Here is a 23,992-nt window from a genome sequence, read left to right as displayed (position 1 = left end):
GGGACCCGTCCCACGATATCGGGCGCGTCGGTCCCCTCCGCCCGACGCCCGGCGTAGGACGATGGGCCCATGAGGAGCCGGCCAGAGGGAAGGGGCAGGCGGTGAGGACGGTCGAGGCCCAGCTGCGCCGTGTGCTCGACGCCGCGGTCCGCCCCGCGCCGATCCGGGTCGACATCTCCTCCGCGCAGGGCCTGCTGTGCGCCGAGGAGGTCGTCGCCGACCGGGCGCTGCCCGGGTTCGACCAGGCGGCCGTCGACGGCTTCGCCGTGCGCAGCGTCGACGTGCGCGCCGCGGCCGAGGAGCCGGTCGAGCTGCCCGTGGTGGGCGAGGTGGCGGTCGGCTCCCGGCAGGCGCACCGCCTGCAGCCCGGCCAGGCCGTGCGGGTCGCCACCGGCGCGCCCCTGCCGACGCTCGCCGACGCCGTCGCCCCGCACGACCACACCGACGCGGCCGACGACCCGGGCAGCAAGGGCACCGGGCACCGCGCCCGGCTCACCGTCAAGACGCCCGTGCCGTCGGCGGCGTGGGTCCGCCGCGTCGGCGAGGACGTCGCCCCCGGGGACGTCGCCGTCCGTCGCGGCGCCACCGTCGGCCCCGCCCAGGTGGGCCTGCTGGCCGCGGTCGGGCGCACCAAGGTGCTCGTGCATCCGCGCCCGCGCGTGTCGGTGCTCGCCGTCGGCGACGAGCTGGTCGACCTCGACCGCACGCCGGGCACCGGCCAGGTCGTCGACGTCAACTCCTACGCACTGGCCGCCGCGGCCGCGGACGCCGGCGCGGAGGTGACGCGCCTGCCCCTCGTCTCCGCCGATGCGACGGCCCTGCGCGAGGCCGTCGAGTCGGCGCTCGCGCGCTCCGAGATCGTCGTCCTCGCGGGCGGCGTCGGCGGGCGCCTGGGGGAGGACGTCCAGGACACGCTGTCCGCCCTCGGCCCCGTCGACATCTCGCGGGTGGCCATGCACCCCGGCTCCGTCCAGGGCTTCGGCCGCCTCGGCGCCGAGGAGATCCCGACGTTCCTGCTCCCCGCGAACCCGGTGTCGGCCCTCGTCGCGTTCGAGGTGCTCGTGCGCCCGCTGATCCGGCTGGCGCTGGGCCGCCAGGAGCTGCACCGCCGCGAGGTCATGGCCTCGCTGCTCTCGCCGGTGTCGTCCCCGCCCGGGCGCCGCAGCTACGTGCGCGGGCGCCTGCTGCGCGACCGCGGCACCGCCGACTACCTCGCCCAGCCGCTGGGCGGCTCCGGCTCCCACCTGCTGTCCTCCCTGGCGGAGGCCAACGCGCTCATCGTGATCGACGAGGACACGACCGAGGTCGGCATGGACGCCCCGGTGCGGGTGTCGTTCCTCGCGCCGCGCACCTGACGCTCGTGTCCCGACCCCCGTGGGGCGGGCCCCGGCCGACCGGGCGTCACCCCGGCTGGCCCGCGCGCACCCGGGCCCTGAGGGTGCCGGCGGGCGTCGTCGAGCTGCGCCCGGTGCGCCTGCGGGACGGCCGGGCCTGGTCGCGCATCCGGCAGCGGGACGAGGAGCACCTCGCGCCGTGGGAGCCGACCCTGCCCGGCCCGTGGGCGGAGCGGAACGCGCTCTCGGAGTGGCCCACGCGATGGAGCGCGCTGCGCGCGATGGGCCGCGCGGGGCAGGCACTGCCGTTCACGCTGCTCGTCGACGGCGAGTTCGCAGGCCAGGTCGTGGTCGGCAACGTGGTGCGCGAGCCGTTGCTCTCGGCGTACGTCGGCTACTGGGTCAGCGCGCAGGTCGCGGGTGGCGGTGTCGCGACGGCGGCCGTCGCCCTGGCCGTCGACCACTGCTTCGCCCGGGTGGGCCTGCACCGCATCGAGGCGACGGTGCGGCCGGAGAACGTGCGCAGCCGGCGGGTGCTCGCGAAGCTCGGTTTCCGCGAGGAGGGGCTGCTGCGCCGGTACCTGGAGGTCGACGGCGACTGGCGCGACCACCTCGTCCTGGCGGTCACCGAGGAGGACGTGCTGCCCGACGGCCTGGTCGCCCGGGTGCTCCGGGCCGGCCTCGCCGAGCGAGATCGATAGTTACACCCACATGGCGCAGGGGTTGAGCCTTCCCGACCATCCGGTCGAGTGCTAAGGGACCCAAACCTGCTGGCGTCTGGTTCCCCTACTGGAGGGATCTCGTCACCGCTCGCACACGACACGCCGCGTCGGCTGCGAGGCCCACGGGACTCGTGTGACTAGCGTGGCGCCTGCGACGAACCGGATCCGGCCCGTCGCGGTCGTCCGAGGTGGGGGGTGTGCGGTGCCGAGCTCGGTCGTGTTCGCGGCCCTGGTCCTGGCGTGGCTGGTGGTCCTCGTCCCGGTCGTGGCCCGGCGTCGCCAGATGGTTCCCCGCCCCGCCGAGGCCGACCTGAGTGCCCGGGTGCTGCCGCGGACGGCGGGCGCACCCCTGATCGAGGAGGTCCCCGTGACCACTGCGCAGGCGGACGCACGCACCGGACGCACGGTGGCGGCGGGAGGCGGCGGGACGGGGGGCACGGGCGGTACCGCGACCGGCACCGTGCTGGCCGAGCGCGCGGACGAGACCCCCGAGGCCCTCGACGCGGAGCTCGACCTCGACGCCCAGCACGACGAGGACCTCGACGACGAGCTCGAGGACGAGCGGGCCGAGCTCGACGAGTTCGACGACCGCGACGACGACCCCCGCCCCGCCGGGCGCGAGCGGGTCCTGCGCCGGGCCCCGCACCCGGACGACGAGTACCTCGATGACGAGTACCTCGACGACGAGTACCTCGAGGACGACCTCGAGGACGACCTCGAGGACGACGAGCCGGTCGCCGAGCGCGCCCTGCGCACCTACCGGCCGGGACGGGGCGGCTTCGACCCGGACGCCGCGGCCGCCGCGGCGCGCGCCCGCTACACGTTCCGTCAGCGCGTCGCGCTCGGCCTGATCGCGGTGGCGGTGCTCTCGGCGCTCGCCGCGCTGGTCGTCTCGAGCGCCATGTGGTGGCTGCACGTGGCCGCCGACGTCATCCTGGTCGGCTACCTCGCCTTCCTGCGCCGCCAGACGCGCATCGAGGAGGAGGTGCGTGTCCGCCGGGCCGCCCGCCTGTCCGGGGAGCGGCGCGCGCTGGAGGCCCGCCGTGCCCGCCAGGCCGAGCACGAGGCGCGGATGGCCGCGCTGCATGGTCAGGGCTGGGGCGAGCGGGACTGGATCGACGGGGAGTACGAGGCCGACGACCTCGACGACGAGCAGGTCCGGTTCGAGGACGAGGAGCTCCGCGCCGCGTCCTCGCCCCGCTGGGCGGCCCCGCGCACGCCGGCTCCGCCGGTGCCCGACGATCTCGAGCTGGTCGACGACACCGACGACGACCCGGCCTTCCACGACCTCGACGGCGAGCGCTCCTACGGCTACCGGCGGGCGGCCGGGGCCTGACCCGGCATCCGGTCGCGATCGACGGCGTTGCTAGAGTTGGCGACGCACCAGGGGCTGTGGCGCAGTTGGTAGCGCGACTCGTTCGCATCGAGTAGGTCAGGGGTTCGATTCCCCTCAGCTCCACCCTTTCACCATCTCCGCTCGCCGGGCGATCGCCGCGAGCTCCACCGGACGGTTCAGCCCGGTATCCGCGGTTCGGCCGCGGGGTGCGCCGGACGCTCACCGATCAGCCGACGGGCCCGCTGCGCGTCCACCCGGTCGGCGTCGATCACGGCGTGGACGCGCGCGGCGAGGGCGTCGGCGTCCGCGAGGAGGTCGGCGGCGCGCTCGGCCTCGCCCCGCTGCGCGGTGAGGAGCGCCAGGGCGTCCACCGCGGCGAGCTCGGCCTCGTCGTCACCCGCCTCCCGCGCCTCGGTGCGCAGACCACCGAGCAGCCACCACGACGTCTCCGGGTCCTCGGCCGCGGCCAGGGCCGCGAGGAGGCACCGGGTGAGCAGAGCGCCGTCGCCCCCGCCCGCGTCGCGGTACCAGCGGTCGTTCTGCTCGATCAGCGCGAGCGCGACGACGTCGTCGCCGGACGTGCGCAGGACGCGGGCGAGCGTCGTCCGGATCGTCGCCGCGATCCGCGGGTCGCCGCTCCGTCGTGCGGCGGCGAGGGCCCGGTCGAGGGTGGCGACGGCGGCGGCGCGGTCGCCGCGCTGCTGCTCGACCCGCCCGAGCCGCGACAGGTGCAAGGCGGCCTGTCCCCGGAAACCGAGTCGTTCGGACTCGGCCGCGGCGCCCGCGAGCTCCGTCGCAGCCGCGTCGAACCGTCCCTCGGCCTGCGCGATCGCGCCGAGCATGCCGCGGGCGTGGACGAGCCCCCACGGGTCGCCGAGGGGCTCGAGCAGCGCGACGGCGTCGGCGGCCGACCGGCCGGCCGTCCTCGTGTCACCGAGCATGACCGCGCCGTAGGAGGCCAGGAGCAGTGCCGCCGCGGTCTCCCAGGCCCGTCCCTGATCGCGGTACGCGGCGACGGCGGCCTCCGCCTCGGCGACGACGTCGGTGGGACGGCCCTGCTGGATGCGCAGGAACGCCCGGTGGCGGTGGAGGTCGGGCCGCAGCCGGTCGTCGTCGACCAGCACCTCGGCGCGGTCGAGGTCGCCGGCCGCGAGCTCCAGGTCCCCGGCGGAGGCCTCGAGCCAGCCGGCGAGCAGGAGCGCGGTGGCGGACGTCGAGGTGTCGGCCTCGGGCGTCGCCATGAGGGCGCGCCGGACCCGCGCGGCCCCGGCCTCGCCGTCGCCCAGCACCACCCACGTCCACCCGAAGCCGACGGCCGTCCGCAGGCCCTGCGGCGGGTCGTGGACGGCGCACCACGCGAGCGCGGCGTCGATGTTGGCGCGGTCGACCCGGACGGTCTCGAGGCACGCGACCTGCTCGGGGCCGCGGACGGTGAGGGCGTGATGGTCCGCGACCTCGGCGAACCACGCCGCGTGCGCCGCGCCCGCGACGTCCGCCAGCCCGGCCTCGGCGAGCCGGTCGCGGGCGAAGGCCCGGATGCTGTCGAGCAGGCGGTAGCGGACCGCGCCGTGCCCGGAGACGTCGACGGTGACCAGCGAGCGGTCGACGAGGCGTCCGACGACGTCGAGGGCCGCCGGTGCGGGGATCCCGAGCGCGCCGATCACGTGCTCGGCGGCGGACAGGGGCGCGCCCTCGGCGAACACCGCGAGCGCCCACAGCCCGCGACGGTCGTCGGGTTCCAGGAGGTCGTGGCTCCAGCCGATCGCGGCCTGCAGACCGCGACGCCGGGCGGGGCCCCGCCTGGTCGGGTCGTGGAGCAGCGCGAACCGGTCGTCCAGCCGACGGGTGAGCTCGGGCACCGACAGCGACGCCAGCCGGGCCGCCGCGAGCTCGAGGGCCAGCGGCAGCCCGTCGAGGCGCCGGCAGAGCTGATCGACGGCGTCGGCGGTCTCGTCGGTGAGGGTGACGGGACGCGGCAGGCGCGCGGCCCGGGCCGCGAACAGGGCGGACGCGTCGTCCGGCGCGAGCGGCGCGAGGGTGAACGCGGCCTCGGCGTCGAGCGCCAGCGGCACCTGGCTCGTGACGAGGATCCGCAGCCGGGGTGCGCCGACGAGCAGGAGCTCGACGAGGTCGGCCACGGCGTCGCGGAGGTGCTCGGCGTTGTCGAGCAGCAGCACCGACGCGGGCCCGGCGAAGCGCGCGGCGAGCTCGCCCGCGGGGACGTGCAGCGCCTCGGCCACGGCGCGCGGGACCGACGACGGGTCGCTCACGCCGTCGAGGCGCACCAGCCACGCGCCGCCGGGTTCGTCGCGGCCGTGCGCGACGGCGAGCGCCGTGCGGCTCTTGCCGACGCCGGCCGGGCCGACGACGGTGACCACCCGGTGCTCGGTGAGCAGCGCGTGGAGCGCGGCCGACTCCGTCGCGCGGCCGACGAGGCCGGGCGCCACCGGCGGGAGGTTGCCGGGCCGGCGGTCGGGGGCGGGTCCGAGTCCGGCCAGCGAGGCGCTCTGGGCGAGGATCTCCTCCTCGAGCCGGCGCAGACCGGGGCCGGGATCCACGCCGAGGTCCTCGAGGAGACGGCGGCGGACGCGGGCGTAGGCCGCCAGCGCGTCGGCCTGCCGACCGGCGCGGTACAGCGCGGTGACCAGCGACGACCACAGTCCCTCGCGCAGCGGGTGGCGCTCGGTGAGCTCCTCGAGCTCGCCGACGACGTCCCCGCCGGCGCCCAGGGCGACCCGGGCGGCCAGGTGGTCCTCGACCAGCCCCAGCCGGACCTCCTCCCAGCGACGCCGGTGCGGCTCGAGCCAGGCGCCGTCCCCGGCGCCCTGCAGGACGTCCCCGCGGAAGTGCGCGAGCGCCGCCGCGGCGCGGTCCCGGACCAGCTCGAGGTCCCCGGCTCGCCGGGCCTCCGTGACCTGCCCGGCCAGCCGCTCGACCGCGAGCAGGTCGACGTCGTCGACGTCGAGGCGGTAGCCACCGTGGCCGAACGACACCGGCGCGGGCCCGCCGAGCGCGCGACGCAGCTGCGACACCTTCGACTGCAGCGTGTTGCGGCCCTCGCTCCCCGCCCACAGCTCGTCGAGGATCTGCTCCGCCCGCACGCTGCGCCCGGCCTCGAGGGCGAGCCGGACCAGCACCTCGGTGGTGCGTCCGGACGGCACGGGCACCGGCTCGTCGTCGCGCCGGACCTCCACGGGTCCGAGCAGGGCGACGGTCAGCACGCCAGCGAGCCTAGGACCGGCCTCAGCGCACCGTCAGCGTTCCGTCAGCGCCTCCCGCGACCCTCGGCGCATCCCCACCGAACCCCGGGAGCGACGATGACCGATCTCCACACCGCCAGCCGCGTGCCGGTGCGCACGACAACCCGGCGACGCACGCTCGCCTGGCTCGCCACGTTCCTCGGCTTCCCGCTCGGCGGGCTGGTCGCCGAGCTCGCCGGCCCCGTGCAGGGGCCGGTCCCGGCCCTGCTCGGCGGGCTGCTGACGGGCGCGGTCCTCGGTGCCGTCCAGGCCCTCGGGCTGCGGGTGGGCTTCGGGGCGCCACGGGTCCCGGTGGTCACCTGGACCCTCGCGACCGGCGTCGGGCTCGCCGCGGGCCTGGCGGTCGGTGCCGACGCGGTCTCCTACCGGGTGGGGCTCGCCGACCTCGCGATCCAGGGCGCCGTGTGCGGCGCCGCGGTCGGACTCGCGCAGGCGCTCGTGCTCGTCCGGCGGCTCGGGGCCGTCGCCGCGGCCTGGCCTCTCCTGCTCGGCGCCGCGTGGGCCCTCGGGTGGACGGTGACGACCGTGATCGGCGTCGACGTCGAGGCCGGCTACACGGTGTTCGGCTCCAGCGGGGCGCTGACGGTCACCGCGCTGACGCTGGTCCTGCCCGCGATGCTCGCCCGGCGGGGTGACGGCATGAGCTCGCGCTCAGCGCCAGGACGGTAGCCACAGCTCCGCGTTCCAGCGGTCGGCGGTGACCCAGGCGCCGACGAGGATCGGCCACAGCCACGCGAAGTTGGCGACGACGAGGCCGGTGTAGATGCCGACCACGAGCGTCCCGACCCGACGACGTTCGAGCCCCTGCTCCCGCCGTCCGAGGAACTCCCCGAGGGCCAGCACCACCGCCAGCACCAGGAACGGCGCCACGGGCGTCATGTAGAAGAAGTACATCTGGCGGTCGAGGTTGGTGAACCACGGCAGGAAGCCCGCGCCGTAGCCCACGAGCACGGCGGCGTGGCGCCAGTCGAACGTCGTCACGACGCGCCAGATCGACCAGCCGAGCGCCGGCACCGACGCCCACCACAGGGCGGGCGTCCCGATCAGCATCACCGCGGACACGCAGGACGGGCCGCCGCAGCCGGCCTCGGCGGTGCCGGACTCGTAGGAGTACAGCATCGGGCGCAGCCCCATCGGCCACGTCCACGGCTTGGACTCCCAGGGGTGCGGCGACCCCCGCGGGGTGTCGAGCGTGGCGTGGAACTCCAGCACCTTGGTGCTGTAGTAGGCCAGCCCGCGCAGCCAGTCGGGCAGGAAAGCCGCCGCCCCGCCCACGGGCAGCTGCTGGCCGACGGCGTGCCGATCGGTGCCGGTCTCGCTGGCGATCCAGGGCAGCCAGCTCGCGAGGTAGCACAGCACCGGGACGGCGAGGAACGCCCACACCGCCGGCGCGACGTCGCGGACGAGGGTGCCGACGAACGGGCGCGCGACGCCCGCGGCCCGCCGGGCGGCCATGTCGAAGCCGATCAGCAGGGCGCCGAAGAAGACGATGTAGTACAGGCCCGACCACTTCGCGGCGAGCGACAGCCCGAGGCACGCGCCGGCGGCCAGGCGCCACCACCGCACGCCGAGACGCGGCCCGTACACCGTCTGCGCGATCCGGCCCTCCGCGACGACGACCGCGAGCCGGGCCCGCACGTCGTCGCGGTCGACCAGGATCGCCGCGAACGCGAGCAGCACGAACAGCGCCGGGAAGATGTCGATCATGCCGACGCGCGCCGACACGTGGCTGACGCCGTCGGCGATCAGCAGGACACCGGCGAGGGCGCCGAGCAGCGTGGAGCGGGTCAGGCGCCGGGCCACCCGGACGATCGCCAGGATCGCGATCGTGCCGGCGAGCGCCGACGCGGCGCGCCAGCCCACCGGGTCGTACCCGAACACCCACTGGCCGACCGCCATGAGCTGCTTCGACAGCGGCGGGTGGACCACCAGCTCGTAGCCCGGGTTGTCCTCGTACCCGCCGTTGCGCAGGACCTGCCACGCCTGCGGCACGTAGTGCTTCTCGTCGAAGATCGGGGTGCCCTGGTCGGTGGGCCACCCGACGTCCCAGAACCGCACGATCCCGCCGACGACGGTGAGGACGAGCGCCACGATCCAGCCGCGCAGGCGGTCGGTGGGCATCGGTCGCCCGAGCAGCTGGGCGACGGCCGGCGCGTCCTTCGGCGACGGGAGCACGCTCGCCGCGTCCGGCGCCGGGCGCGCGATGGTGGCCGTCACGGCTGCCGATCGTATGGTCTCGGAGATGGCCGGAGCATCACACGGGGCCCCCGACGGGGTGCTCCTCCTGGCGGGCGTCCCGCTGGGCGATCCCGCGGACGCCTCCGCGCGGCTGCGCGACGCGCTGGCCACGGCCGACGTCGTCGCCGCGGAGGACACCCGCCGGCTGGCCCGTCTCGCCTCCGCGCTCGGGGTGACGGTCGGCGGGCGTGTCGTCAGCTTCTACGAGGACGTCGAGGCCTCGCGCGTCCCCGGGCTCGTCGCGGCGGTGCGCGACGGCAGCACGGTGCTGGTGGTCAGCGACGCCGGCATGCCCACGGTCTCCGACCCCGGCTACCGGCTCGTCACCGCCTGTGTGGAGGCCGGTCTCGCCGTGCGCTGCCTGCCCGGCCCGTCGGCGGTGCTCGCCGCGCTCGCGGTCTCGGGGCTGCCGACCGACCGCTTCTGCTTCGAGGGTTTCGCGCCCCGCGCCGACGGACGTCGCCGCACCTGGCTGCGGTCCCTGGCGACCGAGTCGCGCACCGCGGTGTTCTTCGAGTCCCCACGCCGGCTCGCGTCGCTGCTGGCCGTGGCCGTGGAGGTGCTGGGAGGAGACCGCGCGGGCGCGATCTGCCGGGAGCTGACCAAGACCCACGAGGAGGTCGTGCGCGGCCCGCTCGCCGACCTCGCGGCGTGGGCGGGCGCCCGGGACGTGCTGGGGGAGGTCACCGTGGTGCTCGGTCCCGCGGTCGTGGTGACGCCGGAGCCCGAGGACCTCGCGGAGGAGGTCCTCGGGCTCGTCGCCGACGGCCGGCGCCTCAAGGACGCCGCCCGCGACGTCGCGACCGTCCACGGCGTCTCGACGAAGGCGCTCTACGACGCGACGGTGCAGCTACGGAAGTAGGACGAGCTTGCCCGCCACGCGGCGGGTCCGGTTGTCGTCCTGGGCCCTGCCCGCCTCGGCGAGCGGGTAGGTGACGACGGTCGGGGCCCGCAGCCGCCCCTCGGCGAGCAGGCCGAGGGCCTCGGCCAGGGCGCGGCTCTCGTCGTCCGGGTCGCCGCCGGAGGTGAAGGTCACGCCGAGCTCCTGCGCGCCGGCGTAGTCGGCGATCGTGATCGCCTTCTCCGGGGAGCCCGTCAGCGCGACGAGGTCGCGGAGCCCGCCGTAGCCCGAGGTGTCGAAGCCGAGGTCGACGCCGTCCGGGGCGACGGCCCGGACCCGGTCGGCGAGGCCCTCGCCGTAGACCACCGGAGTGGCGCCGAGCGCGCGCACCTCGTCCTGGTGGGCCTCGCCCGCACTGCCGATCACCGTCGCCCCGCGTGCCACCGCGAGCTGCACCGCGACGACGCCCACGGCCCCGGACGCGCCGTCGATGACGATCGTGGTGCCGGTGTGGTCGCCCTCGCCGAGGCCCAGCAGGGCGAGCGCGCGGTACGCCGTGGTCGCGACCACCGGCAGCGCCGCAGCGGTCTCCCACCCCACCTCGGCGGGCTTGCGCACGAGTGCCCGGACATCGGCCACGGCCTCCTCGGCGTAGCCGCCGCCGGTGGCCTTGCCGACGACCTCGTCGCCCACGGCGAATGCGGTGACCCCCTCACCGAGCGCGTCGACGGTCCCGGCGACGTCGTACCCGGGCACCTGGGGTGCGCCCGGTGCGTCCCCGGACGCCATCGCGCCACCACGGAGCTTCCAGTCCAAGGGGTTCACGGCGGCGGCGCGCACGGCCAGGCGGACCTGGCCCGGGCCGGGCGTCGGGTCCTCACGGTCGACGAGCTCGAGGACCTCGGGACCGCCGTAGCGGCGGTACTGCACGACCTTCGATGTCATGTCCCGCGCAACGCCCGCGACCGCCACCGCATGCCCGGTTCCGCAGCGCACGCGCCGCCCCTATGCGCCCGACGTCCCCGTGCGCTCGGCCGCCCGGAGCGCCACCGTGGCGCCGAGCTCCCACGCCGCCTCGCGCTCGGCGCTGCCGATCTCGCCGGTGGACGCGCAGACCTCGGCGACCTGCTCCCAGCCGAGCGCGCCGGTGATCCGCAGGACGTCACGGACGGCACCGGCGACGTCCGACCCGCCGTGCACGTACAGCCCGAACGGTCGCCCCGCGGTCGCGTCCAGGCACGGGTAGTAGATCTGGTCGAAGAAGTGCTTGAGCGCGCCCGACATCGTCCCGATGTTCGCCGGCGTGCCGAGCACGATGCCGTCGCAGGCCAGCGCATCCGCCGCGCCTGCGGTGAGGGCCGGCCGGCGGACGACCTCCACCTCGGCCTCGATCTCCTCGGTCCCCGCGCCCTCGACGACGGCGCCCAGCAGCTCGTGCAGGCTCGGCGACGGGGTGTGGTGGACGACCAGCACCGTGGTCATGGTGTCGGGGTCATGGTGTCGGGGTCATGGTGTCGGGGTCATGGTGTCGGGGTCACGGGGTCGGGCTCTCCCGCAGCGCGGCCTCGACGAGCCGCACCAGGAGCGCGCCGGTGCGCGCGGCGGAGGCGTGCACGGCGTCGATGACGGCGAGGTGGTCGACGGCCGCGTCGGTGGTCCCCGCCGCCGGGTTGCTCACCAGCGCGACCCCCGCGACCCGCACCCCGGCGGCCCGCGCGGCGATCGTCTCGAGCACCGTCGACATCCCGACGAGGTCGGCGCCCAGGGTGGCCAGCATGCGGATCTCGGCCGGGGTCTCGAAGTGCGGACCGGGCAGCCCCGCGTACACGCCCTCGGCGAGCTCCGGGTCGATCGCGCGGGCCAGGGCGCGCAGCCCCGGGTCGTAGGCGCCGGTGAGGTCGACGAACTCGGGTCCGACGAGCGGCGAGCGGCCCGTGAGGTTCAGGTGGTCGGCGATCAGGACCGGCTGGCCGACCGCGTACGACGGGTCGATCCCGCCGGCGGCGTTCGTCAGGACGACGCTCGTGGCGCCGGCCGCGCAGGCCGTCCGCACCGGGTGCACGACCTGCTCCGGGCCGTGGCCCTCGTAGAGGTGCGTGCGCCCCAGGAGTACCAGCACCCGCCGACCGCCGAGCTCCACCGAGCGCGCCACCCCGGCGTGGTCGGGCGCGCCGGGCGGGGTGAAGCCGGGCAGCTCGGAGAACGGGACCTCGGCGACGGGCGGGCCGAACGCGTCGGCCGCGGGCCCCCAGCCGGAGCCGAGCACCACGGCGACGTCGTGGGTCAGGGCGCCCGTGCGCCGGGCCAGCTCGGACGCGGCCTCCTCGGCGGAGGGACGGGGCGGCGCGAGCGGCTCGATCTCGGTCATCGGCGGCGAGCCTAGGGGGGCGGTGCGGCGAAGCTGTCGGCGACGGCCTGGAACTGGTCGGGCGCCCCGACGACGTCGGTGCTCGTGGCGGTCAGCCGGATCACCCACAGGCTGGTGCCCGAGGGCACGAGGCGCGTCCAGGTCGTGCGGTCGTCGGTCGGCCCGGAGGTGGTGCGGTAGACGGTCTGCTGGGGCGACTCCCCGCCGGGGGTGCCCGCGCCGACCGTCTCCACCGGGCCGACCGACGAGCCGTCCACGCCGAGGCTGTCCGGCCGGGAGAGCAGCGCGATGTAGTCCGCGGCGCGCTGGGACGGGTAGAAGCCGGTGACGCGGTCGATCCGCAGCTCGCGGCCCGCGTCGGGCGACACGAAGCGCACCGTGACGTCGCCGCCGGGCTGCTCGAGCCGGAACTGCTGCCAGCCGGCGGGCACCAGCGCGCTGAAGTCCAGGCCGGTGCCCGCGTAGCGCTGGTCGGTGTCGGCGTGCGCGACGAGCACCGTGCCCGCGACCTCGGGGCCGGCGGGCGTGAGATCCGTCGACAGCGGCCCCTGGCCGGCCAGCGAGCGGGTCAGGGCGTACGCCCCGACCGCCCCGAGCGCGGCCATCAGCACGAGCAGCGCGACGACCCCGGCCACGGCCCAGGGCGACCGGCGCGGCGCCGGTGCGGGCCGCGCCGACGGCGTGAACGGCAGTGGGCCCGGGTCGGCGGCGAGCCGCTGCCCGGTGGCGCCCGGACCGCCCGGAGCCGCCGCGGCGGGCCTCTGCGGCGGGGGCCGCCATCCCGGGGCCGGGGCACCGCCGGGTGGGGTCCAGCGCCCGGGCGTCGGCGGGCCGACGGTGCGCGGCGGCGGAGCCGGAGGGCGGCGCACCGCCCGCGTGACGTCCTCGGAGCGCGGCACCCGCGGGCCGACCATCGTGGTCTCGGCGTCGCCCGGTGCCGACGCCGCGGCCCGCGCTGCCGCCGGCCGGGCCCGGCCGTTGCCCGGGGCGGCGGGCGCAGGCTTGTCCGTGGGCCCGGCGGCGGGCTCGTCGGCCGGCTTCTCGGCGGGCGCGGGCGAATCCGTCTTCCCGTCCGTCTTCCCGTCCGACGTGGACTCGGCCGTCGACGGCGCTTCCGGCTGGGCCCCGGACCGGGCCTCGGCGGGTCCCTTCGCCTCGGCGTCGGTGACCGCCGGCACCGCTGCGGGCGACGCGTCGTCGTCGGCGCGCACCGGCTCCGGCGCCTCGGTGTTCGTGCTCGCGGGGGCCTCGTCGGCCGCCGCTCCCGTGGCCTCCGGGGCGTCGGCCTCCTCGAGTGCCGCGGCGTCCGCCGCCTCGCCCTCGGTCTTCCCCTCGGTCTTCTCCCCGGTGGACGCCGCCTCGGCCGGCTCGTCCTCTTCGTCCGTGCCCGCCCCGACCTCGGCGGCCTCGACGACCTCGCCCTCGGACGCCTCGGGGTCGGACGCGACCTCGGCGTCCCCGGCAGCCGTGACCCCGGCAGCCGTGACCTCGGCAGCCGTGACCTCGGCAGCCTTGCCCTCGGACGCCTCGGCGGCCTCGGGTGCCTCGGACGCTTCCGGTGCCTCGGCGAGCTCCGCGTCGCCCGCCGCGTCCTCGGACTCCGCGGACTCCCCGGACTTCGTGGACTCCCCGGACTCCCCGGACTTCGTGGACTCCTCGACCTCGGACGCTGCCTCGGCCTTCTCGTCGTCCCCGTCCTCGCCCGCCGCCGCACCCGCCGCGACCGCCGCGCCCGCCGCCACCGCCGCGCCGGCGGCCGCCTGCTCGCCCGGGACGGCCTCGTCCTTCTTCTCGGGCGCCTCCTGCGGCGGGTCGGTGACGCGGGCCTCGTCGACCGCGGGGCCCACGGCTCCCGCGGGCCCGCTCGCGGCGTCGGTCCCGGACCGTGGGGTGGGGGAGGGCTTGGCGTCCGGCGTCGGGGGCGGGCTCGCCGGCACCTCGCCCGGGGCGTCCGGCGACCCCTCGACCAGCGTCCCGGCCGGCCCCCGCGAGGAGGACGCCGGGACCGGCATGATCCCGGCCTGGTCGCTGACCTCGCCCGCCCGCGGCACCCGGAACGCCGCGGTGCGCGGCGCGGACGGGGCGGCGAGGACGGGACCCTCCGGGTCGGACAGCAGCGGGCGCAGGCGCCGGCGGACCGCGGCGAGCGGCATACGCAGGGCGGGATCCTTGACCATCAGGCCCCGGATGACGTCGACGACGGGTCCGCGCCCGGTGGGCACGGGCACGTCGCCGTGCACGACCTCGGTGACGGTGCCGACGGGGTCGCCCGCGTCGTAGGGCGGGCGTCCCTCGAGGCAGGCGAAGAGGGTGGCGCCGAGCCCCCAGAGGTCGGCGGCCGGCCCGACCGCGCGCCCCATCGCGACCTCGGGCGCGATGTAGGGCGGGGAGCCGAGCACGGTGCCGGTCTGCGTCATCGACTGCTCGGCCGCGTTGCGGGCGATCCCGAAGTCGGTGAGCTTGATCTGCCCGTTCTCGCCGATGAGCACGTTGCCGGGCTTGACGTCGCGGTGCGTGATGCCCGCCCGGTGGGCCGTCGTCAGGGCCGACGCCACCGCGGAACCGATCTCGGCCGCCTCGGGCTGGGTGAGCGTGCCGCGCTCGCCGATGTAGCTCGCGAGGCTGCGCGAGGGCAGCAGCTCCATGACGACGTAGGGCTCGGAGTTGACCTCGACGACGTCGTAGAGGGTGACGACGTTGGGGTGGCTGAGCATGGCCGTGGCCCGGGCCTCGCGCAGCGTCCGCTCCCGGACGATGCCGCGCTCGTTGACGGGCACGGACGACAGCCGCACCTCCTTGACCGCGACGGCGCGGTGCAGGACCTCGTCGTACGCCGACCACACGGTGCCCATGGCGCCGCGTCCGAGCTCGTGCTCGAGGCGGTAGCGCCCGACGAGCCGGCGCGGACCGGGGGCGTCGGCGGGTGCGGGGGTCACGTCTCCATCATGGCAACGCCGACCGTTGGGCGGACCGCCCCCGGGGTACCCCCCTTGTGAGCGATGTGCGACGGACGGGCGGCGACCGCCGGGCAGCGGCCCGGGACACCGGTGACCAGCACCGTCCGTCCGCTCGTCGGACTGTCCCGGGGGGTGGTACACCGCACACAGCGCGGTCGCGACCCCTCGGCGCGAGGGCGGTCTCGTTGCCCACAACCGCCGTCCGGCGCAGGCATGCTGGGCCGGACAGTCGGACTGGCAACGGGTTCGGCAGGGAGGTGTGTTCGATGACTCTGGCACAGCCACGCCCGGTGACGGCCCCCGTGGCCGATCTCGGCGCGGGCCACGGCCCGGAGTGGATCGATCGCTGGCTCGCCGCGCACGCCGACGACGTCGTCTCCTGGCGCCGGGCGATCCACGCCCGCCCCGAGCTGGCCCGTCGCGAGCACGAGACCACCCGTCTCGTGGCCGAGACCCTGGCCGGCGCGGGCCTGCGCCCCCGGCTCCTGCCCGGCACCGGCCTGGTCTGCGACATCGGCCAGGGCCCGCGCACGGTGGCCCTGCGCGCCGATATCGACGCCCTGCCGCTGACCGAGCAGGTCGAGGTGCCCTGGGCCTCCCAGGTGCCGGGTGTCGCGCACATGTGCGGCCACGACGCGCACACCGCCATGGTGCTCGGCGCGGGGCTCGCGCTCGCCGCGTCCCCGGAGGAGCTGCCCGGCCGGGTGAGGCTGATCTTCCAGCCCGCCGAGGAGGTGCAGCCCGGGGGTGCGCTCGACGTCATCGCCGCCGACGGGCTCGACGGGGTCGACCGCATCTTCGCGCTGCACTGCGACCCGCGTCTCGAGGTCGGCAAGGTCGGCACGCGCACCGGGGCGATCACCTCGGCGTGCGACATGCTCGAGCTTCGCCTCACCTCGCCGGGCGGGCACACCTCGCGCCCGCACCTGACCGCGGACCTCGTGCACGCGCTCGGCACCGTGATCACCGGCCTGCCCGACCTGCTGTCCCGCCGGGTCGACCCGCGCTCGGGCACCGTCCTGGTCTGGGGCACCGTCCAGGCCGGCAACGCCACGAACGCCGTCCCGCAACAGGGCGTGCTCGGCGGCACGCTGCGCACCGCCCAGCACGCGACGTGGAACGAGCTCGAGCCGCTGGTCCGGTCGCTGGTCACCGCGCTGCTCGCACCCACCGGCGTCGGCTACGTGCTCGAGCACCGCCGCGGGGTCCCGCCGGTGGTCAACGACGCCGTCTCGGCCGACCTGCTGGCCCGCGCGGCCGAGCGGGCCGTCGGGCTCGACGCCGCAGTCGGCACCGAGCAGTCCAGCGGTGGCGAGGACTTCGGCTGGTACCTCGAGCACGTCCCGGGTGCGATGGGCCGTCTCGGGGTCTGGTCGGGGTCGGGCGACATGTCCGACCTGCACCAGCCCACGTTCGACCTCGACGAGCGTGCCCTGCCGGTCGGTGTGCGGACGCTGGCGCACGCCGCGCTGGCCACCCTCGCGGGCTGACCCGGACGCATCTGCTTGGCGCGCCCGGCGAACGGTCGGGCACGATGGCGGCCGTGAGCGATGCAATGGTGACCGCCACGGACGTCCCGACCGCCGGAGTGGGTGGTGCGGGCGCCTCCGTCGCCCCTGTCCTGCCCCCGGTCACCCGCCGCATCGCCGACGAGCTCGGCGTCGTCGAGGGCCGGGTGCGCGCGGCGGTCGAGCTCCTCGACGGCGGCGCGACGGTGCCGTTCGTCGCCCGCTACCGCAAGGAGGCGACGGACGGTCTCGACGACGCGCAGCTGCGCACGCTCGAGGAGCGCCTGACCTACCTGCGCGAGCTCGAGGAGCGCCGTTCCGCGGTGCTCGAGTCGGTGCGCGGCCAGGGCAAGCTGGACGACGAGCTCGCCGCACGGATCCTCGGCGCCGAGACGAAGAGCCGCCTGGAGGACGTCTACCTCCCGTTCAAGCCGAAGCGGCGCACGAAGGCCGCGATCGCCCGCGAGGCCGGCCTCGAGCCGCTGGCCGACGCGCTGCTCACCGACCCCACCCACATCCCGCGCACCGCGGCCGGCGCCTACGTCGACCCGGACCACGGCGTGCCCGACCGCGACGCCGCCCTCGAGGGCGCCCGCGCGATCCTCGTCGAGCGTTGGGCGGAGGACGCCGACCTCGTGGGCGAGCTCCGCGAGCAGATGTGGCGCCGCGGTCGCCTCACGGCCACCTACCGCGAGGGACGCGGCGGCGAGGGGGACACCGCGGCCGCGAAGTTCTCCGACTACGGCGCCTTCGACGAGAAGTTCACGCGCCTGCCGTCGCACCGGATCCTCGCCGTGCTGCGCGGCGAGACCGAGGAGGTCCTGGCGCTCTCGCTCGACCCGCTCGCCGCGGACGACGACGAGAGCGCGATCTCCGACGTCTACCTCTCGCGCATCGCCGCGGCCGTCGGCGTCGCCGACCGCGGCCGACCCGCCGACCGCTGGCTCACCGACGCGGTGCGCTGGGCGTGGCGCACGCGCATCCTGTCCCGCCTGGTCGTCGACCTGCGGGTGCGGCTCCGCGAGGTGGCCGAGGAGGGCGCGGTGCTGGTGTTCGCCGGCAACCTGCGCGACCTGCTGCTCGCCGCCCCCGCGGGCGCCCGGCCCACCCTCGGCCTCGACCCGGGCCTGCGCACCGGCGTGAAGGTCGCGGTCATCGACGGCACGGGCAAGGTCGTCGCCACCGACACGATCCACCCGCACGTCCCGCGCCGGCAGTGGGAGGCCTCGCGCGCCCGCCTGGGCGAGCTGGCCCGCGAGCACGGGGTCGAGCTGGTCGCCATCGGCAACGGCACGGCCTCGCGCGAGACGCACGCCCTGGTCCGCGACCTCATCGCCCGCGAACCCGACCTCGGGCTCACCGCCGCGGTGGTCTCCGAGGCCGGCGCGTCGGTGTACTCGGCCTCGGAGCAGGCCTCGACCGAGCTGCCCGACCTCGACGTGTCGCTGCGCGGCGCGGTCTCGATCGCACGGCGCCTCCAGGACCCGCTGGCCGAGCTCGTGAAGATCGACCCGAAGTCGATCGGCGTCGGCCAGTACCAGCACGACATCGCCGGCACGGCGCTGTCGCGCTCGCTGGACGCCGTCGTCGAGGACGCGGTGAACGCCGTCGGCGTCGACGTCAACACCGCCTCTGCGCCGCTGCTGCGCCGCGTGTCGGGCATCAGCACCGGGCTCGCCACCACCATCGTCGGCTACCGCGACGAGCACGGGCCGTTCGCGTCGCGCACCGCGCTGCGCGAGGTGCCGCGCCTGGGCGCCAAGGCGTTCGAGCAGAGCGCGGGCTTCCTGCGCATCTCCGGCGGCCCCGACCCGCTCGACCGCTCGGCGGTGCACCCGGAGTCGTACCCGGTGGTGCACCGCATCGCGGAGTCGACCGGCCAGGACGTCGCCGGCCTCGTCGGCAACACCGCCCTGCTCACGAGCCTGGACCCCGACACCTTCACCGACGAGCGCGTCGGGCGCCCGACGGTCGTCGACATCCTCGCCGAGCTGGACAAGCCCGGGCGTGACCCGCGCCCCGAGTTCACCACCGCGGAGTTCGCCGAGGGCGTCGAGGCGATCACCGACCTGACGCCGGGCATGGTGCTCGAGGGCCAGGTCACCAACGTGGCCGCGTTCGGCGCCTTCGTCGACGTGGGCGTGCACCAGGACGGCCTGGTGCACATCTCGGCGATGTCGAAGGACTTCGTGTCCGACCCCCGCTCGGTGGTCGGCCCGGGCGACGTCGTCCGCGTCCGGGTGCTCGACGTCGACGTCGAGCGCAAGCGCATCTCGCTGACCCTGCGCCTCGACGAGGAGCAGCCCGCCGAGACCGGCGGCGCGCGACCCGGTGGTGGCGGTGGTGCTGGCGGCGGCGGCCGGGGTGGCCGCGGTCGTAAGGGGCGCGGACGTCCGGGGGCCGCCCCGACGGCCGAGGCCACACCCTCCGACGCTGCGTCCCCGCCCACCGAGGGCGGCGGCGAGCGCCGACGCCGCGGTGGTCGTGGCGGCCGGGGTGGCGGACGGGGCCAGGGCGAGCCGAAGCCCGCCGAGCAGGCGCCGGCCGCTCAGGCGCCGCCCGCGGAGGCGCCCGCCGACCAGAAGCCCGACGAGCGTGGTGGCCGGGGCCGGCGTGACGGCGGCCGGGGCCAGGGCGGCCCGGGCGAGCGCGGTGGTCAGGGCCGGGACGACCGGGGCAAGGGCGGCGACCGGGGTCGGGGTGGCGACCGGGGCAAGCCCGGGCAGGGCGGTCAGGGTGGCCGCGACCAGCGCGGCTCGCGCGACCGTCGGCCCGCGCCCACCAACGGCGCCATGGCCGAGGCCCTGCGCCGCGCCGGCTACAACAGCTGACGCCGGCTTCGGTGGCGTCTCCCGCGCTGAGCGCGGGTCTCGTCACCGAGGTCGGGGGTCTAGAGGTCCGAGCCGGGCCCCGGTCCGACGGAGCGGCAGGGGCGCTCGCGCAGGGCGCGCACGTAGTCGTCGGGGGCCCCGGCGCCCTCGGCGGCGTCGGAGAGCACCCCGATGTAGCGCGCCGACGGCAGGCCGCCCTCGTAGGCGTCGAGGACGTAGACCCAGGCGAGCTGCGGCCCGTCCATCGTCTGGATGCGCAGCCGGAGCTTCTTGTGCATCCCCAGCTCGCCCCCCTCCCAGCGGTCGAGCTGGTCGACGTCGAGCGGGCTGACGTCGTAGAGCACGACGAACACGCGGGAGTCGGGCTCCTCGACGACGGTGGAGAGGGCGCCCTCCCAGCCGAGGTCCTCACCGCCGAAGGTCAGGCGCCACCCCTCGAGCCACCCCGTTCCCGACATCGGGGAATGGGGCGCCCGTTGCATCATCTGCTCGGGGTCCATGTTGGATCCGTACGCGGCATAGAGCGGCACGGCGGACAGGGTAGTCAGCTGGGGCGTGCTCCGGCCGTGACCCGGCCCGTCGAGTCCCGGAACATGATCGGTGCGTGCCGGACATCGGGGTGGGGGACACTGGGAGTCACCACCGGTTGCAGGAGGGATTCACCGCATGACCCGCATCGTCATCCTCGGTGGAGGGCCGGCCGGGTACGAGGCGGCCCTCGTCGCCGCCCAGCACGAGGCCGACGTCACCGTCGTCGAGGAGGACAGCCTCGGCGGCAACTGCGTGGCCTACGACTGCGTGCCCTCCAAGACCTTCATCGCCTCGGCGGGGGTCCGTGCCGGGTTCCGCGCGACGGCCGAGATGGGTGTCGACGTCGACGACCCGCGCGTCGACCTGCCGCGCGTCAACGCCCGCGTGCGCGGGCTCGCCCTCGCCCAGTCCGCCGACGTGCGCACGAAGCTGCAGGCCGAGGGCGTGCGCGTCGTGCAGGGCCGCGCGTGGTTCGAGGAGAGCGACCGCAGCAGCGCCACCCACGACGTGTGCATCGCATACCCCGACGGCTCCACCGAGACGGTCACCGCCGACGTCGCCCTCGTCGCCACCGGGGCGTCCCCGCGCGTGCTGCCCGACGCGCAGCCGGACGGGAAGCGGATCCTGACCTGGCGCCAGATCTACGACCTCGACGCGCTGCCCGAGCACCTCATCGTGGTCGGCTCCGGGGTCACCGGTGCCGAGTTCGTCTCCGCGTACGCCGAGCTGGGCGTGCCGGTGACGCTGATCTCGAGCCGCGACCGCGTCCTGCCGCACGAGGACCCGGACGCCGCGACGACGCTCGAGGCCGTGTTCACCGAGCGCGGGGTCACCATCGAGCCGCGCTCGCGGGCCGACAAGGTCGTCGCCACCGCCGACGGCGTGCGGGTGACGCTGTCCGACGGCCGCGAGGTCGAGGGCTCGCACGCCCTGATGACCGTCGGCTCGGTGCCCAACACCGCCGACCTCGGCCTGGCCAACATCGGCCTCGAACTGCGCGAGACCGGCCACATCACCGTCGACCGCGTCTCCCGCACCGCGATCCCCGGTGTGTACGCCGCCGGCGACTGCACCGGCCTGCTGCCGCTCGCGTCGGTGGCCGCCATGCAGGGCCGGATCGCCATGTGGCACGCGCTGGGCGAGGGGGTCGCCCCGCTGCGGCTCAAGACCGTCGCCTCGGCGGTGTTCACCCGCCCGGAGGTGGCCACCGTCGGCATCAGCCACGCCCAGGTGGAGAGCGGGGAGTTCCACGCCCGCGAGGTCATCATGCCGCTGGGCACGAACCCCCGCGCGAAGATGTCGGGCCTGCGCGAGGGCTTCGTCAAGGTGTTCTGCCGGCCGGCGACGGGCGTGGTCATCGGCGGGGTGATCGTCGCGCCGGTGGCCAGCGAGCTGATCCTGCCGCTGGCCATGGCCGTGCAGAACAACCTGACGGTGAACGACCTCGCTCACACGTTCTCGATCTACCCGTCGCTCTCGGGCTCGGTCACCGAGGCGGGCCGTCGCCTCATGCAGCACGACGACCTGGACTAGACGACCTGGACCGGGCGGGCCGGGGAGGTCGCACCGGCACCGGCACCGACACGGGCGCCGGTGCGGCGTGCCGTGTCGGCGCCTGCGTGCCGGGACCGGCCGCTCGGGCGACCTGCCGTCAGACCCAGTCGAAGGTGCGGGTGACCGCCTTCTTCCACTGCGCATAGGTCTCGTCGCGCAGCGCCGGGTCCATCTGCGGGTTCCAGACCTTGTCCTGGGCCCAGTTGTCGCGGATGTCCTGCTCGGAGTCCCAGAAGCCGACGGCGAGCCCGGCCGCGTACGCAGCACCGAGCGCCGTGGTCTCGGCCACCTGGGGCCGGATGACCTCGACGCCGAGGAGGTCGGCCTGGAACTGCATGAGCACCTCGTTGCCGACCATGCCGCCGTCGACCTTGAGCGTCGTGAGGGGCACGCCCGAGTCGGCGTTCATGGCGTCGATGACCTCGCGGGTCTGGAACGCCGTCGCCTCGAGCACCGCGCGGGCGAGGTGGCCCTTGTTGACGTAGCGGGTGAGCCCGACGATCGCGCCGCGGGCGTCGGCGCGCCAGTACGGCGCGAACAGACCCGAGAACGCCGGCACGAAGTAGGCGCCGCCGTTGTCGTCGACGGTCTTGGCGAGCTCCTCGATCTCCGGCGCCGAGCCGATGATCCCGAGGTTGTCGCGCATCCACTGCACCAGCGAGCCGGTGACGGCGATCGAGCCCTCGAGCGCGTAGATCTGGGGGGCGTCGCCGATCTTGTAGCAGACGGTGGTGAGCAGGCCGTTCTTCGACTCGACCTTCTCGGTGCCGGTGTTGAGCAGCACGAAGTTGCCGGTGCCGTAGGTGTTCTTGGCCTCGCCGACGGCCAGGCAGGCCTGCCCGAACGTCGCCGCCTGCTGGTCGCCGAGGATGCCGGCGACGGGGACGTCGCGGAACGTGCCGCGCGCCCGGATGGGGGCGTAGTTCTCCGAGGAGGACCGGATCTCGGGGAGCATCGCCATCGGCACCCCGATCTCCTCGCAGAGCTGCGGGTCCCACTCCAGGGTGTCGATGTTCATCAGCAGCGTGCGCGACGCGTTGGTCGGGTCGGTGACGTGCAGCCCGCCCTCGGCACCGCCCGTGGCGTTCCACAGCACCCAGGTGTCCATCGTCCCGAACGCGAGCTCGCCGCGCTCGGCCCGCTCGCGGGCGCCGTCGACGTTGTCGAGGATCCACCGCGCCTTGGGCCCGGCGAAGTAGGTGGCCAGGGGCAGGCCCGTCTTCGCGCGGTAGCGCTCGGCACCGCCGCCGAGGGCGCCGAGCTCCTCGCAGATGGCCTGGGTGCGCGTGTCCTGCCAGACGATGGCGTTGTGGATGGGCTCGCCGGTCGCCTTGTCCCAGATGACCGTGGTCTCGCGCTGGTTGGTGATGCCGACCGCGGCGATCGAGGAGGCGTCGAGGTCGGCACGAGCGAGCGCCCCGCCGCAGACCTGCCGGGTGTTGACCCAGATCTCCGCGGCGTCGTGCTCCACCCACCCCGCCTTGGGGAAGATCTGCTGGTGTTCGAGCTGGTCGACCGCGACGACCTGGCCCGAGTGATCGAAGATCATGCAGCGGGTCGACGTCGTGCCCTGGTCGATCGCTGCGACGTACTGGGTCATGCGAGCACTCCTGGCGATGTCGGGAGGACGATGTCGTGAGGACGATGTCTCGGAAGGTGCCCGCCGCGTGGTCGCGACGGGCCGTCAGCCCCCGGTCTTGACGGGCGCGATCATGGCGACGAGGGCGGCGAGCGTCGCGCCGATGAGGGGGGCGACGACGGGCACCCAGGAATAGCCCCAGTCCGGCTTGCCCTTGCCACGGATCGGCAGGACCGCGTAGGCGATGCGCGGACCGAGGTCACGGGCCGGGTTGATCGCGTAGCCGGTCGGCCCGCCGAGCGACTGCCCGATACCGACGACGACCGCGGCCGCACAGGCGTAGATCGCGGGGCTGTCGCCGTAGGGCGCGACCAGTAGGAAGAGGACCAGCGCGAACGTCGCGATGATCTCGGTGACCACGTTCCACACCGGGCTCTTGATCGGCGGGTTGGTCGAGAAGATGTTCAGGGTGCCGGAGTTGTCCTCGTTGGCGTCGAACTGCGCCTTGTAGACGAGCCAGGCGAGGACCGCGCCGACGAAGGCGCCGAGGAACTGGCCGATCAGGTACCAGGGCACCTGCGACCACGGCGTGCCGCCGCTGATCGCGCTGCCCAGGGTGACGGCGGGATTGATCGCGCCGCCCGAGGCGTCGGCGATGCTGGCGCCGGCGAAGACGGCGAACCCCCACCCGAGGGTGATGAGCACCCACGATGCGGTGTCCCCGTCGGCATTCGTTCGTGTCAGCAGCACGTTGGCCACGACACCGGCACCGAAGAGGATCAGCACCATGGTGCCGAGGCCCTCGGACAAGATGATGCTTCCTGCGCTCACGAAGACCCCCGTCGACGGCGACCGGCCAGTTGACGCGCCCGTGGACCCGACCCAGTGGGAGTCGAGGTCGGACGTGATCGTCAGGACGCTAGTGGCGTGTTC

At 75.7% G+C, this 23,992-nt stretch carries 17 protein-coding genes and 1 tRNA gene; 9 read left to right on the top strand and 9 right to left on the bottom strand.

Annotated elements, in window-relative coordinates:
* Positions 1 to 101: 101 nt before the first annotated feature.
* From glp to PH189_RS15365, 4 genes are all read left to right on the top strand, one after another.
* A complete protein-coding gene (glp, locus tag PH189_RS15380) occupies positions 102 to 1,355 on the top strand; it encodes a molybdotransferase-like divisome protein Glp (RefSeq protein WP_274189680.1) in 1,254 nt (417 codons plus the stop codon).
* A gap of 5 nt (positions 1,356 to 1,360) precedes the next feature.
* The gene (locus PH189_RS15375) at positions 1,361 to 2,035 is read left to right on the top strand and encodes a GNAT family N-acetyltransferase (protein WP_274189679.1); all 675 of its coding nucleotides are present in this window, start codon (positions 1,361 to 1,363) and stop codon (positions 2,033 to 2,035) included.
* A 223-nt stretch (positions 2,036 to 2,258) separates the two neighbouring features.
* Positions 2,259 to 3,392 carry a divisome protein SepX/GlpR gene (gene sepX / locus PH189_RS15370; RefSeq protein WP_274189678.1) on the top strand — a complete coding sequence of 378 codons (1,134 nt, stop codon included), beginning with the start codon at positions 2,259 to 2,261 and terminating at the stop codon, positions 3,390 to 3,392.
* 50 nt (positions 3,393 to 3,442) lie between these two features.
* A tRNA-Ala gene (locus tag PH189_RS15365) sits at positions 3,443 to 3,515 on the top strand.
* Between the two features lie 53 nt (positions 3,516 to 3,568).
* On the opposite strand, the gene PH189_RS15360 is transcribed toward PH189_RS15365, so the two are convergent.
* Positions 3,569 to 6,613 (bottom strand): ATP-binding protein, encoded by a 3,045-nt coding sequence (locus PH189_RS15360; RefSeq protein ID WP_274189677.1) that lies wholly within the window; start codon positions 6,611 to 6,613, stop codon positions 3,569 to 3,571.
* Between the two features lie 96 nt (positions 6,614 to 6,709).
* Here PH189_RS15360 and PH189_RS15355 point away from each other — a divergent pair, with 96 nt between their 5' ends.
* Positions 6,710 to 7,321 carry a hypothetical protein gene (locus PH189_RS15355; protein WP_274189676.1) on the top strand — a complete coding sequence of 204 codons (612 nt, stop codon included), beginning with the start codon at positions 6,710 to 6,712 and terminating at the stop codon, positions 7,319 to 7,321.
* Here PH189_RS15355 and PH189_RS15350 read toward each other — a convergent pair.
* A complete protein-coding gene (locus PH189_RS15350) occupies positions 7,304 to 8,869 on the bottom strand; it encodes a dolichyl-phosphate-mannose--protein mannosyltransferase (RefSeq protein ID WP_378015052.1) in 1,566 nt (521 codons plus the stop codon). The genes PH189_RS15355 and PH189_RS15350 overlap by 18 nt on opposite strands.
* A 25-nt stretch (positions 8,870 to 8,894) precedes the next feature.
* On the opposite strand from PH189_RS15350, the gene rsmI reads away from it, so the two are divergent.
* Positions 8,895 to 9,752 (top strand): 16S rRNA (cytidine(1402)-2'-O)-methyltransferase, encoded by an 858-nt coding sequence (gene rsmI / locus PH189_RS15345; RefSeq protein ID WP_274189675.1) that lies wholly within the window; start codon positions 8,895 to 8,897, stop codon positions 9,750 to 9,752.
* On the opposite strand, the gene PH189_RS15340 is transcribed toward rsmI, so the two are convergent.
* The 4 genes from PH189_RS15340 to PH189_RS15325 are packed head-to-tail and all read right to left on the bottom strand — an operon-like array spanning position 9,741 to position 15,035.
* The gene (locus tag PH189_RS15340) at positions 9,741 to 10,676 is read right to left on the bottom strand and encodes an NADP-dependent oxidoreductase (RefSeq protein WP_274189674.1); all 936 of its coding nucleotides are present in this window, start codon (positions 10,674 to 10,676) and stop codon (positions 9,741 to 9,743) included. The two genes, rsmI and PH189_RS15340, sit on opposite strands and share 12 nt — an antisense overlap.
* Positions 10,677 to 10,736: 60 nt before the next feature.
* Positions 10,737 to 11,213 carry a flavodoxin family protein gene (locus PH189_RS15335; RefSeq protein ID WP_274189673.1) on the bottom strand — a complete coding sequence of 159 codons (477 nt, stop codon included), beginning with the start codon at positions 11,211 to 11,213 and terminating at the stop codon, positions 10,737 to 10,739.
* A gap of 52 nt (positions 11,214 to 11,265) precedes the next feature.
* Positions 11,266 to 12,099, bottom strand: a complete 834-nt coding sequence (locus tag PH189_RS15330) for a purine-nucleoside phosphorylase (RefSeq protein ID WP_274189672.1) — start codon at positions 12,097 to 12,099, stop codon at positions 11,266 to 11,268.
* A gap of 11 nt (positions 12,100 to 12,110) precedes the next feature.
* Positions 12,111 to 15,035, bottom strand: a complete 2,925-nt coding sequence (locus PH189_RS15325; RefSeq protein ID WP_274189671.1) for a serine/threonine-protein kinase — start codon at positions 15,033 to 15,035, stop codon at positions 12,111 to 12,113.
* Between the two features lie 287 nt (positions 15,036 to 15,322).
* Here PH189_RS15325 and PH189_RS15320 point away from each other — a divergent pair, with 287 nt between their 5' ends.
* Complete coding sequence (locus PH189_RS15320; RefSeq protein WP_274189670.1) at positions 15,323 to 16,546, top strand: amidohydrolase; 1,224 nt, start codon at positions 15,323 to 15,325, stop codon at positions 16,544 to 16,546.
* A gap of 65 nt (positions 16,547 to 16,611) precedes the next feature.
* Entirely contained in the window at positions 16,612 to 19,395 is a 2,784-nt protein-coding gene (locus PH189_RS15315) for a Tex family protein (RefSeq protein ID WP_274189840.1), read from the top strand.
* Between the two features lie 59 nt (positions 19,396 to 19,454).
* Here PH189_RS15315 and PH189_RS15310 read toward each other — a convergent pair whose 3' ends face one another.
* A complete protein-coding gene (locus PH189_RS15310) occupies positions 19,455 to 19,925 on the bottom strand; it encodes a gamma-glutamylcyclotransferase family protein (RefSeq protein ID WP_274189669.1) in 471 nt (156 codons plus the stop codon).
* 136 nt (positions 19,926 to 20,061) lie between these two features.
* Between PH189_RS15310 and PH189_RS15305 the strand changes: the two genes are divergently transcribed.
* Positions 20,062 to 21,459, top strand: a complete 1,398-nt coding sequence (locus PH189_RS15305) for an NAD(P)H-quinone dehydrogenase (protein WP_274189668.1) — start codon at positions 20,062 to 20,064, stop codon at positions 21,457 to 21,459.
* Between the two features lie 118 nt (positions 21,460 to 21,577).
* Here the strand turns inward: PH189_RS15305 and glpK are convergent, their stop codons facing one another.
* Together glpK and PH189_RS15295 are read right to left on the bottom strand one after the other, a co-directional pair.
* Positions 21,578 to 23,080 carry a glycerol kinase GlpK gene (glpK, locus tag PH189_RS15300; RefSeq protein WP_274189667.1) on the bottom strand — a complete coding sequence of 501 codons (1,503 nt, stop codon included), beginning with the start codon at positions 23,078 to 23,080 and terminating at the stop codon, positions 21,578 to 21,580.
* Positions 23,081 to 23,164: 84 nt separating this feature from the next.
* Positions 23,165 to 23,890 carry an MIP/aquaporin family protein gene (locus PH189_RS15295; protein WP_274189666.1) on the bottom strand — a complete coding sequence of 242 codons (726 nt, stop codon included), beginning with the start codon at positions 23,888 to 23,890 and terminating at the stop codon, positions 23,165 to 23,167.
* Positions 23,891 to 23,992: the final 102 nt, after the last annotated feature.

This window comes from Actinomycetospora chibensis (assembly GCF_028737215.1).
In the GTDB taxonomy this organism is placed as follows: domain Bacteria; phylum Actinomycetota; class Actinomycetes; order Mycobacteriales; family Pseudonocardiaceae; genus Actinomycetospora; species Actinomycetospora chibensis.
Note: the sequence above shows the minus strand (reverse complement) of the source record. Positions and strands in the feature narration are given on the sequence as shown.

Excerpts from the sequence above, each read along its gene's own strand:
- PH189_RS15355 (WP_274189676.1), top strand. The coding sequence starts at position 6,710 with ATGACCGATCTCCACACCGCCAGCCGCGTGCCGGTGCGCACGACAACC.
- rsmI (WP_274189675.1), top strand. The coding sequence starts at position 8,895 with ATGGCCGGAGCATCACACGGGGCCCCCGACGGGGTGCTCCTCCTGGCG.
- PH189_RS15340 (WP_274189674.1), bottom strand. The coding sequence starts at position 10,676 with ATGACATCGAAGGTCGTGCAGTACCGCCGCTACGGCGGTCCCGAGGTC.
- PH189_RS15335 (WP_274189673.1), bottom strand. The coding sequence starts at position 11,213 with ATGACCACGGTGCTGGTCGTCCACCACACCCCGTCGCCGAGCCTGCAC.
- PH189_RS15330 (WP_274189672.1), bottom strand. The coding sequence starts at position 12,099 with ATGACCGAGATCGAGCCGCTCGCGCCGCCCCGTCCCTCCGCCGAGGAG.
- PH189_RS15320 (WP_274189670.1), top strand. The coding sequence starts at position 15,323 with ATGACTCTGGCACAGCCACGCCCGGTGACGGCCCCCGTGGCCGATCTC.
- PH189_RS15315 (WP_274189840.1), top strand. The coding sequence starts at position 16,612 with ATGGTGACCGCCACGGACGTCCCGACCGCCGGAGTGGGTGGTGCGGGC.
- PH189_RS15305 (WP_274189668.1), top strand. The coding sequence starts at position 20,062 with ATGACCCGCATCGTCATCCTCGGTGGAGGGCCGGCCGGGTACGAGGCG.
- glpK (WP_274189667.1), bottom strand. The coding sequence starts at position 23,080 with ATGACCCAGTACGTCGCAGCGATCGACCAGGGCACGACGTCGACCCGC.